Genomic DNA, 15,484 nt, shown 5'->3' with positions numbered 1-15,484 from the left:
CGATCCGAAGCCGCTGGCGTCCGACTTTTGCCCAAACATTTTTGTGTCGGCCCTGACGGCTGCGCGCGCTAAGCCGTGCCGAGGCTCGGTCGCGACGTCGCGACGCGTGGCGAATCCAGAAGCGATTTCCGGTGCTTGCGGGAGAGGTCGCGCGGCTGCGAAGTGCCAGCAGAACGCCCGACATTTGTTAGAGGCGAGCTTAGATTCGGCGCTTGACAAAGTTCAATTGTGATCACACTATGAGATCAAGAATGAGGATCGAGAGCGTGAGCTGTCGCGCCTTGTTCGGGGGAGAGAGGCAGGCCTTCGGGCCATAGGGGGCGCCAGTCGGTGCTCGTTTAGGGAGGAGAGAAATGTTGTACGTCACAGGTCTCATTCGCGGCACGGCTCTGGCCGCGACCGCTGCCATAGCCACCGTCCTGGCAAGCCACAGTGCGATGGCCGAGGACATCAATCTACGTTTCAGCTGGAAGCTGAAGGGCGAATACGGCTTCTTCTACCTGGGGCAGGAAAAAGGCCTCTACAAGGATGCCGGCCTCAATGTGACGCTCGGTGAAGGCGCTGGCGCGCAGGCGGCCCTCGCGGCCCTACTTCAGGGCCAGGAAGACCTTGCAGTGGTTCCTGGAATATTTGCGATCACGGCAATCCAGAAAGGCATGCCGGTCAAGATTATTTCTCTTTACCAGCCGGCCGCGCCCGTTGTCCTTATTTCTCATCCCGAGAATCCGGTGGTCAAGCCAAGCGATCTCGAGGGCAAGTCCATCGCAAGCTCGATCGGCGAAACGTCGACGGCCTACATGGATGTCTTCTGCAGTGTGAATAATATCGACTGCAAGAAGGTAAATAAGATCCAGATGGACAGCCAGACCCGCATTCCGCAGTTCGTGCAGAAGAAGGTCGACGTGGTTGGCGTGTACCGCACAAGCGATCTTCCTGTTCTCATCGACAAGACCTCGACCAATTTCGCTGTCCTCGACATGGAGGAATTCGGCCTCGCAGTTCCCGGCCTGGCCGTTGTCGCCAGCGCCGACGGTGTGGAGAAGAAGGGCGACGTGCTTCGCAACTTCCTTTCCGTCACCAGCAAGGCAATCGAAATGTCGCGCAGCGATCCTGCCGCTGCGACCGCCGCTTTGAAGGCGGTATGGCAGGCTGGGCCTTCCGACAAGGTCGTCCGCGAGCAGGTCGAGGCGACTTCAAAGTCCATTCCGGCATCCACGGGCAAGCCTCTTGGATGGGTCGATGAGAAGACGATTGCCGATGCGCTCAAGCTGATCGGTAGCGTCGACGAGATCGGTGAACCGAAGCCCATCTCGACCTTTTATACCAATGATCTTCTGACGCAGTGAGGCTACGGTGGCGAGCACGGATGTAATCGGCGCCGGTCAGGCGCAGAAAAAGCAAGGCAACAACATGAGCAGCAAGAAAAAATCGCGAGGACCCTGGCTGGAGCGTTACTCGGCGCTTATCCTCGCGGTCGTTCTGCTCGGCGCCTGGCAGATTCTGGTTCCGTTGTCGGGGCTGTCGGAGTTCGTCCTGCCGACCCCGCTGGCTATCGCCACGCGGATCGTCAACGAGCTGCCGCTGCTCGCCACCCATGGCTATGTCACGCTTTTTGAAGTGGTCGTCGGCTTTGCCATGGGGGTGCTGGTCGGCATCCCCCTGGCGCTGTCGATCTTCTATTCCAGGGCTTTCGAACGTGCCATCTACCCGATCCTGGTGGCATTGCAGACGGTGCCCAAGGTAGCGCTGGCGCCGCTGCTGGTGCTCTATCTCGGCTATGGCTGGGCGCCCAAGATCACGCTGGCCTTCCTGATCTCGTTCTTCCCGATCGTCATTTCCACCGTCGTCGGCCTGCAGTCGCTCGACAAGAACCTGGTCAATCTCGTCCGCTCGATGGGTGCCGGCGAATGGCAGACGTTCTTCAAGGTTCGCCTGCCAGCAGCACTGCCGAATATTTTCGGCGGCTTCAAGGTAGCGGTGTCGCTTGCGGTCATCGGTGCGGTCATCGGCGAGTATGTTGCTGCCGAGCGCGGTCTTGGCTACCTGCAGCTCCAGGCCAATTCGCAGTTCGACACGACGCTCAACTTCGCCACCGTGGTGGCGATCTCGGGACTTGGCGTGATGCTCTATTTCATCATCGACACCATCGAGTCCCGCGTCACCTACAAGCGCGACTCCGCCAAATAACCGGCCCTTCAATCGGTCCGGCAACAACGAATACAGGTTCAGTGAGGCAATTCCATGAGTGCCACTATCCAGACTGGCGCGGCGGTCGACATTTCCCGGCTTTCCAAGATCTACAAGACACGCGAGGACGATGACGTCCTCGCCCTCGACAAGATCGATCTCAGGATCGAGCCCGGCAGCTTTGTTGCCGTCGTCGGGCCGAGCGGTTGCGGCAAGAGCACGCTGCTTTCGCTTCTTGCGGGCCTGACGCCCGCCTCGACCGGCAGCATCTCCATCGACGGAGATGGCGTCAGCAGGCCGCATCCGAAAACCGGCGTCGTGTTCCAGTCGGATCTGTTGCTCTACTGGCGCACGGTGCTCGACAACATCCTGCTGCCGATCGAGATCAAGAAGCTCGATGCCGCGAAATACAGGCAACGTGCTGAAGAATTGCTGGCCCAAGTCGGCCTCGAAGGCTTCGGCAACAAGTATCCCTCCGAGCTCTCCGGCGGCATGCGCCAGCGCGTGGCGATCTGCCGGGCGCTGATCCAGGAGCCGGGACTGCTGTTGATGGACGAGCCGTTCGGCGCGCTCGACGCGCTGACGCGCGAACAGATGATCATGGATCTGCAGTCGATGTGGCTCAGGCTTGGCAACACGGTGCTATTCATCACCCACGGCATCGATGAGGCGGTGTTCCTCGCCGACCGCGTGCTGGTGATGTCGCCGCGTCCCGGCCGCGTCGACCTCGACCTCAAGATCGATCTGCCGCGCCCGCGGCAGTGGAGCAAGACCCACGAAGACAAGGATTATCACGGCTACGTCCGGCAGATCCGCGCGATCTTCGAGGCCAAGGGCATTCTGGTCGCCCACTAGTGTACAGGCCCGGAAACCGGCGACGATTTTCGGGCCCGCTGGGCACCTGACGCCCCGATCGGTTCGGCCGATCCGCCAATCGGCAATTGCGACAGAAAAGACATGAACGCCGCCGGGACATTTTCCCGGCGGGCGACCAGTTGCGCGGAGAGCCCGGATGCCTGGAACGATATTCATACCGAGAGAGATTGATGCGATTGAGAGCCGGGTTGGTGCTTCGCCGGATACGGTGAAACGCCTTGTCGGGCTTGGTTTCGAGGTTGTGGTGGAGAGCGGGGCAGGGACCTTGTCGCGCATCCCCGATGCCGATTTCACTGCGGTCGGCGGCAAGATCGGCAAGGCCGCCGATGCCGGCAAGGCGGATGTCGTGCTCAAGGTGCGCCGTCCTTCCGAAGCCGAGCTCAAGGGCTACAAGCCAGGTGCCGCGGTGCTGGCCACCATGGATCCCTATGGCAACGACGCCGCGGTCGCGGCGATGGCCAAGGCAGGCGTCACGGCGTTTGCCATGGAGTTCATGCCGCGCATCACCCGCGCCCAGGTGATGGACGTGCTGTCGTCGCAGGCGAACCTTGCCGGCTACCAGGCGGTGATCGACGGTGCCGCCGAATATGACCGCGCGCTGCCGATGATGATGACCGCGGCCGGCACTGTGCCGGCGGCGAAAGTGTTCATCATGGGCGTCGGCGTCGCCGGCCTGCAGGCGATCGCCACCGCCCGCCGCATGGGTGCGATCGTGACCGCCACCGACGTGCGTCCGGCGGTCAAGGAGCAGGTCGCCTCGCTCGGCGCCAAGTTCCTGGCGGTCGAGGACGAGGAGTTCAAGGCAGCCGAGACCGCCGGCGGCTACGCCAAGGAGATGTCGAAGGAATACCAGGCCAAGCAGGCGGCACTCACCGCTGAGCACATCGCCAAGCAGGACATCGTGATCACCACGGCCCTGATCCCGGGCCGTCCGGCGCCGAAGCTGGTGTCGGCGGCCATGGTCGCCTCGATGAAGCCGGGTTCGGTGCTTGTCGACCTCGCCGTCGAGCGCGGCGGCAATGTCGAGGGTGCGGTGCCTGGCAAGGTCGTCACCACCGCCAACGGGGCCAAGATCGTCGGCCATCTCAACGTGCCGGGCCGTGTCGCGGCCTCGGCCTCGCTGCTTTATGCCAAGAACCTGTTCGCCTTCCTCGAGACCATGGTCGACAAGACGACCAAGCAGATCGCCATCAACCGCGACGACGAACTGGTCAAGGCAACGATGCTGACCGACGCAGGCAAGGTCGTTCACCCCAACTTCGCCAATGCCGCGGCAGCGGCTGCAGCGGACAAGCCCAAGCCGGTCGTTGCGGGCCAGAACCGCGGCGACGACCCGGCAAGCGACGGTGCGGCCAAGGCCGAAAAACCGGCCGCTGCCAAAAAGACCACTGCCCAGAAAACCACCGCCAAGAAGCCGGCCAAGCAGGGAGACGCGTGATGGAAGGTCTTCAAAAAGCCCTCGACCAGCTCGACCAGGCGGTTGGTGCCGTCCGGCTCGGCATCCAGGATCTCGCCACCAGCCAAGGTGCGGCGGACGCCGCGGGCGATGCCGCACATGCGCTGAGCGGCGGGGCGATCGACCCGTTCGTGTTCCGCTTCGCCATCTTCGTGCTGGCTATCTTCGTCGGCTACTACGTCGTCTGGTCGGTGACGCCGGCTTTGCACACGCCGCTGATGGCGGTCACCAACGCGATCTCCTCGGTGATCGTGGTCGGGGCGCTGCTCGCCGTCGGCATCGCAGCCTCCGGGCTTGCCACCGGCTTCGGCTTCATTGCCCTGGTGCTCGCCTCGGTCAACATCTTCGGCGGCTTCCTCGTCACCCAGCGCATGCTGGCGATGTACAAGAAGAAGGACAAGTGACGTGACCCTGAACCTCGCTTCCTTCCTCTACCTGGTCTCCGGCATCCTGTTCATCCTGGCGCTGCGCGGCCTGTCGCATCCGACCACCTCCCGCCAGGGCAACACCTACGGCATGATCGGCATGGGCATCGCCATCGCCACCACGCTGGCGCTGGCCAAGCCCACGCTGGCCGGCCTCGGCCTGATCGTGCTCGGCCTCGCCATCGGCGGCGGCGTCGGTGCGGTCACCGCGCGGCGCATCGCCATGACCTCGATGCCGCAGCTGGTCGCAGCCTTCCACAGCCTCGTCGGCATGGCCGCGGTGATGGTGGCGGCCGCCGCCGTCTATGCGCCGGAAAGCTTTGGCATCGGCTCGGTCGGGGCGATCCACGGCCAGGCCCTGGTCGAGATGAGCCTGGGTGTCGCCATCGGCGCCATCACCTTCACCGGCTCGGTCATCGCCTTCCTCAAGCTTGACGGCCGCATGTCGGGCAAGCCGATCATGCTGCCCGGCCGCCACTTCATCAACGCCGCGCTGGGCATCGCCCTTGTCGTGCTCATCGTCATGCTGGTGACGACGCAGTCGACGACGGTGTTCTGGCTGATCGTGGCGGTGTCGCTGGTGCTCGGCGTGCTGCTCATCGTGCCGATCGGCGGCGCCGACATGCCGGTGGTCGTCTCCATGCTCAACTCCTATTCGGGCTGGGCAGCGGCCGCCCTCGGCTTCACCCTCGGCAATCTGGCGCTGATCATCACCGGTGCGCTGGTCGGCTCGTCGGGTGCGATCCTGTCCTACATCATGTGCAAGGGCATGAACCGTTCGTTCATCTCGGTCATTCTCGGTGGCTTCGGCGGCGAGACGGCGGCTGTCGCCGACGACGGCATCGAGCGCACCGTCAAGCAGGGTTCGGCAGACGACGCCGCCTTCCTGATGATGAACGCCCAGAAGGTCATCATCGTGCCGGGCTACGGCATGGCGGTGGCGCAGGCCCAGCATGCGCTGCGCGAGATGACCGACAAGCTCAAGGCCAATGGCGTCGAGGTCAAATACGCCATCCACCCGGTCGCTGGCCGCATGCCCGGCCACATGAACGTGCTCTTGGCCGAGGCCAACGTGCCTTACGACGAGGTCTTCGAGCTCGAAGACATCAACTCAGAGTTCGCCCAGGCCGACGTCGCCTATGTCATCGGCGCCAACGACGTCACCAACCCGTCGGCACGCGATGACAAGAACAGCCCGATCTACGGCATGCCGATCCTCGACGTCGACAAGGCCCGCACCTGCCTGTTCGTCAAGCGCAGCCTCGGCTCCGGCTACGCCGGCATCGACAACACGCTGTTCTACAAGGACGGCACCATGATGCTGCTCGGCGACGCCAAGAAGATGACCGAAGAAATCGTCAAGGCCATGGACCACTGAGCCAGCTCAGCGGAAACAACCGACAACAACGACGAGAAAAAGCCCGGCCAGAAGCCGGGCTTTTTCGTGCTTATGCCCCGGCGGCCAGGCGCTCGCCGTTTGCGGCGCGGACCTCGACGCGGAGCAGGCCGAGCATTTCATCGAGATCGGCGCGGTCGGCAATCGAGATGCGCAGCCATTCCGGCAGGCCGTAATCCTCGTTGGAGCGGATGATGAAGCCCTGCTTCGCCAGCCGTGCCACGGTCGCCTGCGCCCAGCCCGCTGCCGCGCCGGGCAAGCGGACGAAAGCGAAGTTCGCAGCACTTGGCGAGATCTCGAAACCGAGCGTGCGCAGCTCCCTTTCGAGATAGTCGCGTTCCTCGGCGGTGCGGGCGCGGACATGCTGGATGAAATCCTGTTCGCCGACGGCAACCGTCGCCGCCACCTGGGCCAGGCCGTTGACGTTGCCGATGCCGCGCACGTTGTTCAGTGCGGCGACGACCTCCGGATAGGCATAGGCCCAGCCGGCGCGGGCGGACGCCAGTCCGTAGGCCTTGGAGAAGGTGCGGGTGACGATGACGTTCGGGTGGCGGTCGGCGATCTCGAAGGTTGCGACGGCCTCGGCCGGATCGACATATTCGGCGTAGGCCGCATCGAGCACCAGCACGACATGCGACGGCAGTTCGCGCGCCAGGCGTGCCACTTCGTCCATGGGGACCACCGAGCCGGTCGGGTTGTTGGGGTTGGCGAGGAAGATGACGCGGGTCGCCGGCGTGACGGCGGCCAGGAGCGCATCGACGTCGACCGAAAAGTCAGGTCCGAGCGGCGCTTCGACCGCCTTGGCGCCGAGGCGATAGGCGACGATGGCGAACTGCAGGAACGAATAGGCCGGGAACAGGATCTCGTCGCCGGCACGGGCATATACGCGGCCGACGGCGTCGAGCAGCTCCTCCGAGCCGTTGCCGCAGACGATGCGGGCCGGATTGAGGTTGAACTGCTTGCCGATGGCGGCGCGCATGGTGCCGCAGCCCGGATCGGCATAGCGGTAGACCTGGGGTGCTGCCTCGCGGATGGCCTCGACCACGCCCGGCGCCGCACCGAGCCAGCTTTCGTTGAGCCCGAGATTGACGACGCGCGCCGCACCCGACGTGTCGATCTTCTTGACAACGGTCAGCGTCCGCGCGGACAGATAGGGCACAGGCAGGGACATTTCGTTTCCTCGGTTCATGCCGATGGCTCCGTCATTCGGAGCCGATCAGGATCTTGGTGTAGAGAGAGCGGAAGCGCTTGCGGTCTGCTGGCGGTTCCTTGAAGTGGGTGGCGTAGTAGCCGATCTGCTGGAAGTAGGTGATGCGGGCGCGGATCAGGCTTTCGTCATCGTCGTAGCCCATCGCAGCAAAGGCGCGGACGAGCAGCGCCATGCGAAAATCGTCCTGGGCCTGCACCTTGCGGGCAATCACGGCCGAACTGCGTGCCCAGTCGCGGATGGCGAGGTCGAGGCGTGGGCTGAACGGATCCTCGCTGATCCACACCCCGGTCACCGCGTCGAAATAGGCAGGGCCGTCGATGACCTCCTGGTCGATCAGCGCCTCGAACGGCTTGCAATTGCGTTGCCGCCATTGCTCGAGAAGGCTGTCGAGCAGGTCCTTCAGGTTCTTGAAGTGGAAGTAGAAGCTGCCGCGCGTGACCTTCAGTTGCCTGGACAGGTGGTCGATCTTGACGTTGGCGATGCCCTTCTTCTCAAGCGTGGCGATCGCTGTGGCGATCCACGCCTCGCGCGACAGCGTTTTCCGCGCCGCAGGCTTGGCCGGTGGTTCAGAGATTGCGCTGCTTTTCATGGCTCATCGCCTGCTCAGGGAAGGTTGCCGAACCGCTCCAGCATCAGCGCAAAGAAGCCGTCGGCGTCGATGCGGCGCAGCACGTTGCAGTTCTTGCGCCGGCCGGTGACGTGCCACCAGTCGACCACGGTCATGCCGATGGTCTCCGGTGACATCAGCTCGATGGTGACGTTGCACTGCTTCTGCTCGTAGAGATGCGGCGCCAAGAGATAGCCGGTCACGCAGGCATCGTGGATCGGGCGGGCCTCGGTGGCGAACTTGTGCGAGCCGTACTGGCGATAGAAGTCGGCCATGTTGGCGGCCTCGATGGCCGAGCGCGTGCCGAGCGCGCGCAGCTGCTGCAGCCATTCCGGCGTCATCTGGGCGGTGTAGGTGCAGTCGATGCCGGCCATGGTCACAGGCACGTCGGAATCGAACACGACGGCGGCCGCGTGCGGGTCGACCCAGATGTTGAATTCGGCGGCCGGCGTCGCGTTGCCGCCCTCGAAGAAGCCGCCGCCCATCAGTACGACTTCGCGGATGCGCGGGATGATGCGTGGCTCCATCACCATGGCCATGCCAAGATTGGTCATCGGCCCGAGCGTGCAGACGGTGATCTCGCCTTCAGGAGCGGCCATCAGCGCGTCGACGAGGAAGTTGACAGCGTGCTTGTCCTGCAATGGCCGGCTCGGCTCGGGCAGGACGCAGCCGTCGATTCCGGTCGGGCCATGGACATACTCGGCGGTCTTGAGCGCCTTGACCATCGGCCGCGAACAGCCGGCATAGACCGGCACGTCGGGGCGGCCGGCGAGCTCGGCGATCTGCAGCGCGTTGCGCGAGGTCAGCGCCAGGGGCACGTTGCCGCCGACGGTGGTCAGCGCCACCACCTCCAGCTCCGGCGAGCCGAGCGCGAAAAGGATGGCGAAGGCGTCGTCCTGGCCGGGGTCGGTGTCGATGATGATCTTGCGTGGCGACATGGCACTTTCCCCCGGTTCGATCGCCGGGTAGCCTCCGGCGGCATTGCAAGAATTCGAGCGCCATGCATACAGTACTGTATGTTATTTTCAAGCCGGCACGGGACGTCTCCCGTCGGCTCATCGGGGAGAAATGAATGGGGCCTCCAGTCGATCCGGTTCCCGCTGGCGACCTCCAGCCAAAGAGCGCCGATGTCGTCATCGTCGGCGGCGGCATCATCGGCGTCAGCGCAGCGCTGTTCCTGGCGCGCAAGGGCATTTCCGTCGTCGTCTGCGAGAAGGGCCATGTCGCCGGCGAGCAGTCGAGCCGCAACTGGGGCTGGTGCCGGCGCATGGGCCGCGACCCGCGCGAACTGCCACTGATCGTCGAGGCGATGAAGATGTGGGGCGGCATCGAGGATCTGGTTGGCGAGGACGTCGGCTTTCGCCGCACCGGCATCCTCTATCTTTGCCAGGACGAAAGCGACGTCGAGCATCATTCCGACTGGCTGAAGAGTGCCTGCGACTATGGCCTCGACACCAGGATGATCGAGGGCAGGGCACTGGCCGATCTCATGCCCGGCGCGCAGAAGACATTCCGTGCGGCACTGCATACGCCGAGCGACGGACGGGCCGAACCGCAGAAGGCGGCCCCCGCGATCGCGCGTGCCGCCCAACGCGCCGGCGCCCGTATCCTGCTGCGCTGTGCCGTGCGCGAGATCGAGACCGAAGGCGGCCGTGTCTCGGGCGTCGTCACCGAGAACGGCCCGATCCGTGCCGGAACGGTGGTTGTCGCGGCAGGTGCGTGGTCGAGCACGTTGTGCCGCTCGCTCGGCATTCGCTTGCCGCAACTTGCCGTTCGCTCGTCGGTGATGCGCACCGGTCCGGTCGAAGGCGGCCCGGACGGTGCGGCCTGGACGGAAGGTTTTGCCTACCGCAAGCGGCTCGACGGCGGCTACACCATTGCCAATGGCATGATCAGCTATCACCATGTCTCGCCGGACAGCTTCCGCTATTTCGTCGACTTCCTGCCGATCCTGTCACGCGAATGGCGCTCGATCGGTCTGCGTTTCGGCGATTTTCTCGGTGGTCCCTTTGGGCTTTTGCCCAAGCTTGAAGGCGAAGGCAGCGTCTACGAGCGCAATCGTACGCTCGATCCCGCTCCGGCGGTTGCCCCGCTGGAGCGTGCCCGCGCCAACATGGAGAAGGTCTTTCCGGCATTGAAAGGAGTACCCACGCTGCAGCGCTGGGCCGGCTTCATCGATGCCACGCCCGATGCGGTGCCGGTTATCTCGCCGGTCAACTCGCTGCCGGGGCTGGTGATCGCCACAGGCTTTTCCGGCCATGGCTTCGGCATCGGTCCGGCCGCGGGGCGGCTGACGGCCGACCTCGTCACCGGCAACACGCCATTGGTGGACCCCACGGCCTTCCGCTACGAGCGCTTCATCGACGGCACGAAACATCGCCCGACCACGGGCGTGTGACACCGGCTGGATCAGCCGCCGGCAAGGATACGAAGCATCTGTTCCAGCGCGGCGTCGCGCTGCGGGTCCCGGCCCGCGGCGTAAGGCAGGCTGAACGCCACCGGAATGTCCGGCTCGACGCCGCGCCCTTCGAGCCGCACGTCGTCGCCGATGACGGCATCCGAGACCGCCACTTCGAGCAGGCTGTCGTCGGGCAGGAGATAGGCACGGCCGGCCAGCAACGCGCCCGCCGTCCGCGAGCCGACGAGCGGAATGCCGTTGGTCTTCAGCGCATAGGCGAAGAGTTCCAGCCCGCTTCGCGCGCCCTCGTCTATGATGGCGACGACGGGCCGCCTCCAGCGCACATTGGCAAGCGTCGCCTCGCCGTCGCGCTGGATGAGCCGGAACGTCGGCGTGTCGCCGACGAACAGCTCCGCCGCATCGGAGGGGCCGCCACCCCAGCGGCCGCGCAGGTCGACGATCAGCCCGTCGGCGTCCTTGAGGCGGCCGGTGGCAAGCTCGCGGGCGACGATGTCCAGGCCATCGGGCGCCGAAAGCGTCCACAGCCTGACATAGCCGATGCGCTTGCCGTTGCGCTTGGTCACGGTCACGCTGTCTTCGATCGCTTTCTCGAACATCCGCAGCGGGCGCAGCCGCTCCACCGCGACCTTCAGGGCCACGGGTTCCGTGCCGGTGCTTCGTCGTATCCGCACGTCCACGGTGCGCCCGACCTTGTCGCGGAACGAGCCGATCTCATGATAGGGCGCGCCATCCACAGACAGGACTTCATCGCCGACCAGGATGCCGGCCCGGGCCGCCGGCGAACCATCATAGACATCGCTGACGAACAGGGAGCCGTTGGCCCGTTGCGCGATCATACCGATGCCGGGGTAGCTGACCTCGCCATCAGGCGGAAACAGCCGCCTCAGATCGTTGCGGATTGCAAAGCGGAAGATGTCGGCCAGCTCGAAATAGGCGATCGTGTCGGGCTGGAAACGTCCGGTATGGGATGCGCGGAGGCTGGCAAGCACCGCATCGATCGCCTCGTCGACGCGGATGCTCGGCGTGTCGGCATCAAGCGGCGCATTCGCGATCTCTTGTTTCACGGTGGCTCGGAACCGCTCGAGTGCCGACGCGTCATGGTGATGGTCGATCACCAACTCGACAGCGCGGTCGAACACCGGCTGGCCGGAACGCAGCGGGTCGTCTGCCAGCGCATGCGGAACCTGGAGCGTGAGCCAGGCGGTCACTGCGAAGAAGGTAATTGCCTTTATATCCACGGGCCGGTCCGTTTTCGCCATTTGTGCCATTATCAGACCGAACCGAGACGGGAACGAGCCCTTCGATGACAACATTCCGTGAGCCGGCAATGGGCGTGGGCCATCACGACGCCGGGTAGGTTCCAGCCTATCCGATAGGACGCCGGCGCATCTGAAAGAGTAGGCGCCACCCAACGCCCCAAGGTCCGCGAATCTATCCCGACAGGTGTTGTGAGCGATCGGGGCAAAACCGATCATCCTTCCGAAAGCCACAGACAGGCACCACGCCGCAACATTCTCCGGGAGGACTTTTCATGGCCGGCTTCAATCAGCTTTTCGTTCCAGGACCGACCAACGTTCCGGAGACCGTCCGGCAGGCGATGAACATGCCGATGGAGGACATGCGCGCACCGGATTATCCGAGCTTCACGCGCGGCCTCTTCACTGACCTGATGAAGGTCTTCCGCAACGAGACCGGTCGTGCCTTTATCTTCCCGTCCTCGGGCACCGGTGCCTGGGAGTCGGCGATCACCAACACGCTTAGCCCCGGCGACCGCGTGCTGATGTCGCGCTTCGGCCAGTTCTCGCATCTGTGGGTCGACATGGCCGAGCGCTTCGGCCTCGACGTCGACGTTGTCGATGCCGAGTGGGGCACGGGCGTTCCGGTCGAGATCTATGCCGAGCGCCTCGCCAAGGACAAGGAACACCGCATCAAGGCGGTCTTCGTTACCCACAATGAAACCGCCACCGGCGTCACCAGCGATGTCGGCGCGGTGCGCGCTGCACTCAATGCCGCCAAGCACCCCGCACTTCTGTTCGTCGACGGTGTCTCGTCGGCCGGTTCGATCGATTTCCGCCAGGAAGAATGGGGCGTTGACTGCGCCGTTTCCGGCTCGCAGAAGGGCTTCATGCTGCCGCCCGGCCTCGGCTTCCTGTCGGTCAGCCAGAAGGCGCTGGACGCCGCCAAGTCGGCGAAGTTCGGCCGCTGCTACTTCTCCTTCGAGGACCAGATCCGCGCCAACGACACCGGCTATTTCCCCTACACCCCTGCAGTGCAACTGCTGCGCGGCCTGCGCGCTGCCCTCGACCTGATCCAGGAAGAAGGCCTCGACAACATCTTCGAGCGTCATAACCGCCTGGCAACTGGCGTGCGCAAGGCGGTCGATGCCTGGGGCCTGCGTGTCTGCGCCAAGGAAGCCAAGTGGAACTCCGACACCGTCAGCGCTATCCTGGTTCCCGAAGGCATCGACAGCGCCGACGTCGTCCGTCGCGCCTTCCACGGCTACCAGACCTCGCTCGGCGTCGGTCTCAGCAAGGTCGCCGGCAAGGTGTTCCGCATCGGCCATCTTGGCTGGGTCAACGAAGTTATGATGTGCGGCGCCATTTCGGCGGCCGAGATGTCGCTGCGCGACTGCGGCGTCAAGGTCCAGCCGGGTTCCGGTGTCGGTGCTGCCCTTGAGCACTACCGCCTGTCGGCCCAGCCGGCCGTCGCCAAAGCAGCCTGACGCAGAACCGGGAGGAAACAGAATGAGCCATACACTCCACCATCTGCGCAAGCTTCGCTTGCAGCGCAGCGAACTCGCAGTGCCGGGCTCAAACCCGGAGATGATCCGCAAGGCGGCCGACGGTGAAGCCGACTACATCTTCCTCGACATCGAGGATGCGGTGGCACCGCCGGACAAGGAGCGGGCGCGCAAGAACATCATCCAGGCGCTCAACGAGATCGACTGGCGCGCCAAGGGCAAGACCATTTCGGTCCGCATCAACGGCCTCGACACCCATTACATGTACCGCGACGTGGTCGACGTGATGGAACAGGCTGGCGACAAGCTCGACACCATCCTGGTACCGAAGGTCGGCGTTCCCGCCGACCTCTACATGGTCGACGCCATGGTCAGCCAGATCGAGACGGCCAAGGGTTTCAAGACCCGTGTCGGTCTGGAAGCTCTGATCGAGACGGCGCTTGGCATGGCCAATGTCGAGGCGATCGCTGCTTATGGCGGCCGTCTCGAGGCGATGCATTTCGGCGTTGCCGATTATGCCGCAAGCTGCAAGGCGCGCACCGTCAGCATCGGCGGCCTCAACCCCGACTATCCGGGTGATCAGTGGCACGCCGCCCTGTCGCGCATGACGGTTGCCTGCCGTGCCTATGGCCTGCGGCCGATCGACGGCCCGTTTGGCGATTTCTCCGATCCAGAAGGCTACGTCGCCGGTGCAAAACGTGCCGCAGCGCTCGGCATCGAAGGCAAGTGGGCCATCCACCCCTCGCAGATCGAGCTGGCGAACGCCGTGTTCTCGCCGCCGGAAAAGGAAGTCACCCGCGCGCGCCGCATCATCGAAGTGCTCAAGGAAGCCGAAGAACAGGGCAAGGGCGCTGCCGCTCTCGACGGCAAGATGATCGACGCAGCATCCGAACGCATGGCACGCAATGTGCTGGTCATGCACGAGGCAATCGAGCAGTCGGCGCGGTCGCGCACGAGCCTGCCAAACTGAGGAGGAGTTTGACATGGATATTCATGAATATCAGGCCAAGGAACTGCTCTCGCGCTATTCGGTGCAGATCCCGCGCGGTGGACTTGCCTACAGCCCCGAGCAGGCGACCTATCGCGCCAGTGAGATCGGTGGCGGCAAGTGGGTCGTAAAGGCACAGATCCATTCCGGTGCTCGCGGCAAGGCCGGCGGCATCCGCATCTGCAGCTCCGACAACGAAGTATCGGAAGCAGCAGAGTCGATGCTCGGCCGCAAGCTGGTGACGCATCAGACCGGCCCTAAGGGCAAGCTGGTGTCGCGCCTTTATGTCGAGGAAACCGTCGACATCCGCCAGGAACTCTATCTCGGCATCGTGCTCGACCGTAAGTCGGAGCGCGTCATGATCGTGGCTTCGGCTTCCGGCGGCATGGAGATCGAGGAGATTGCCGAAAAGCAGCCCGACTCGATCATCCGGGCCATCGTCGATCCGGGCGCGGGCATGCAGCAGTTCCAGGCACGCGAGATCGCCTTCGGCCTCGGGCTTGAGAACAGCCTCATCGGCAAGGCCGTCGACACGCTGCTCGGCTGCTATCGCGTCTTCCGCGATTTCGACGCCTCGATGCTCGAGATCAACCCGCTGGTGATCACCCGCGACGGCAACCTGATCGCGCTCGACGCCAAGATGTCGTTCGACGAGAACGCGCTGTTCCGCCGCGCCGAGATCTCGGAATTGCGCGACAAGTCGCAGGAAGATCCGCGCGAAACCTTCGCCAGCGACCGCGGCCTCTCTTATGTCGGCCTCGACGGCAACATCGGCTGCATCATCAATGGCGCCGGCCTGGCCATGGCAACCATGGACATGATCAAGATCGCAGGCGGCGAGCCGGCGAACTTCCTCGACATCGGTGGCGGTGCCTCGCCGGAGCGTGTTGCCAAGGCTTTCCGCGCCGTGCTTGCCGACAAGAACATCGAGACCATCCTCGTCAACATCTTCGCCGGCATCAACCGCTGCGACTGGGTGGCCGAGGGCGTCATCAAGGCGATCCGCGAAGTTGGCGTCAAGGTGCCGCTGGTCGTGCGGCTCGCCGGAACCAATGTGGAGGAGGGCCGGCGCATCCTGGCCGAGTCGGGCGAAAAGGTGATCATCGCCGACACGCTCGCCGAGGCAGCCGAGAAATCGGTCGAAGCGATGCGCGCCTATTCGAAATCAAAAAAGAACTAA

Annotated in this window: 14 protein-coding genes; 10 read left to right on the top strand and 4 right to left on the bottom strand. The window is 64.2% G+C overall.

Going from position 1 to position 15,484, the window contains the following annotated elements; genetic code table 11:
* The first annotated feature begins 437 nt into the window (after positions 1-437).
* The 6 genes from O1Y97_RS25925 to O1Y97_RS25900 all read left to right on the top strand — a co-directional run bounded on the left by O1Y97_RS25925 (position 438) and on the right by O1Y97_RS25900 (position 6,322).
* The gene (locus O1Y97_RS25925; RefSeq protein ID WP_245440017.1) at positions 438-1,346 is read left to right on the top strand and encodes an ABC transporter substrate-binding protein; all 909 of its coding nucleotides are present in this window, start codon (positions 438-440) and stop codon (positions 1,344-1,346) included.
* Between the two features lie 64 nt (positions 1,347-1,410).
* Positions 1,411-2,187: an ABC transporter permease gene (locus O1Y97_RS25920; protein WP_183264772.1), complete on the top strand. Its 777-nt coding sequence runs from the start codon at positions 1,411-1,413 to the stop codon at positions 2,185-2,187.
* A gap of 54 nt (positions 2,188-2,241) precedes the next feature.
* Positions 2,242-3,042 (top strand): ABC transporter ATP-binding protein, encoded by an 801-nt coding sequence (locus tag O1Y97_RS25915; protein WP_268738161.1) that lies wholly within the window; start codon positions 2,242-2,244, stop codon positions 3,040-3,042.
* Between the two features lie 157 nt (positions 3,043-3,199).
* On the top strand, positions 3,200-4,501 hold the full coding sequence (locus tag O1Y97_RS25910; RefSeq protein WP_268738160.1) for a Re/Si-specific NAD(P)(+) transhydrogenase subunit alpha: 1,302 nt from the start codon (positions 3,200-3,202) through the stop codon (positions 4,499-4,501).
* Entirely contained in the window at positions 4,501-4,923 is a 423-nt protein-coding gene (locus O1Y97_RS25905; protein WP_268738159.1) for a proton-translocating transhydrogenase family protein, read from the top strand. Before O1Y97_RS25910 ends, O1Y97_RS25905 begins: the two co-directional genes overlap by 1 nt.
* Before the next feature lies 1 nt (position 4,924).
* On the top strand, positions 4,925-6,322 hold the full coding sequence (locus tag O1Y97_RS25900) for an NAD(P)(+) transhydrogenase (Re/Si-specific) subunit beta (RefSeq protein ID WP_108607022.1): 1,398 nt from the start codon (positions 4,925-4,927) through the stop codon (positions 6,320-6,322).
* A gap of 70 nt (positions 6,323-6,392) precedes the next feature.
* On the opposite strand, the gene O1Y97_RS25895 is transcribed toward O1Y97_RS25900, so the two are convergent.
* The 3 genes from O1Y97_RS25895 to O1Y97_RS25885 are packed head-to-tail and all read right to left on the bottom strand — an operon-like array spanning position 6,393 to position 9,095.
* The gene (locus O1Y97_RS25895; RefSeq protein WP_159091747.1) at positions 6,393-7,511 is read right to left on the bottom strand and encodes a pyridoxal phosphate-dependent aminotransferase; all 1,119 of its coding nucleotides are present in this window, start codon (positions 7,509-7,511) and stop codon (positions 6,393-6,395) included.
* Positions 7,512-7,542: 31 nt separating this feature from the next.
* The gene (locus tag O1Y97_RS25890) at positions 7,543-8,139 is read right to left on the bottom strand and encodes a TetR/AcrR family transcriptional regulator (protein WP_108610207.1); all 597 of its coding nucleotides are present in this window, start codon (positions 8,137-8,139) and stop codon (positions 7,543-7,545) included.
* Between the two features lie 14 nt (positions 8,140-8,153).
* Positions 8,154-9,095 carry a nucleoside hydrolase gene (locus tag O1Y97_RS25885; protein WP_108610208.1) on the bottom strand — a complete coding sequence of 314 codons (942 nt, stop codon included), beginning with the start codon at positions 9,093-9,095 and terminating at the stop codon, positions 8,154-8,156.
* A gap of 134 nt (positions 9,096-9,229) precedes the next feature.
* On the opposite strand from O1Y97_RS25885, the gene O1Y97_RS25880 reads away from it, so the two are divergent.
* Positions 9,230-10,555 (top strand): NAD(P)/FAD-dependent oxidoreductase, encoded by a 1,326-nt coding sequence (locus O1Y97_RS25880; RefSeq protein ID WP_268738158.1) that lies wholly within the window; start codon positions 9,230-9,232, stop codon positions 10,553-10,555.
* Between the two features lie 11 nt (positions 10,556-10,566).
* On the opposite strand, the gene O1Y97_RS25875 is transcribed toward O1Y97_RS25880, so the two are convergent.
* Positions 10,567-11,835: a S41 family peptidase gene (locus tag O1Y97_RS25875; RefSeq protein ID WP_268738157.1), complete on the bottom strand. Its 1,269-nt coding sequence runs from the start codon at positions 11,833-11,835 to the stop codon at positions 10,567-10,569.
* Between the two features lie 272 nt (positions 11,836-12,107).
* Here O1Y97_RS25875 and O1Y97_RS25870 point away from each other — a divergent pair, with 272 nt between their 5' ends.
* From O1Y97_RS25870 to O1Y97_RS25860, 3 genes are read left to right on the top strand one after another with little or no spacing between them, the layout of a single operon-like run.
* The gene (locus O1Y97_RS25870; RefSeq protein ID WP_268738156.1) at positions 12,108-13,298 is read left to right on the top strand and encodes an aminotransferase class V-fold PLP-dependent enzyme; all 1,191 of its coding nucleotides are present in this window, start codon (positions 12,108-12,110) and stop codon (positions 13,296-13,298) included.
* 22 nt (positions 13,299-13,320) lie between these two features.
* Positions 13,321-14,286 (top strand): HpcH/HpaI aldolase/citrate lyase family protein, encoded by a 966-nt coding sequence (locus tag O1Y97_RS25865; RefSeq protein ID WP_268738155.1) that lies wholly within the window; start codon positions 13,321-13,323, stop codon positions 14,284-14,286.
* 13 nt (positions 14,287-14,299) lie between these two features.
* Entirely contained in the window at positions 14,300-15,484 is a 1,185-nt protein-coding gene (locus tag O1Y97_RS25860; protein WP_108610213.1) for a malate--CoA ligase subunit beta, read from the top strand.

The sequence above is a fragment of the Aminobacter niigataensis genome, from assembly GCF_946995915.1.
Taxonomy (GTDB): Bacteria; Pseudomonadota; Alphaproteobacteria; order Rhizobiales; family Rhizobiaceae; genus Aminobacter; species Aminobacter niigataensis.
This window is presented reverse-complemented; position numbering and strand designations above follow the sequence as displayed.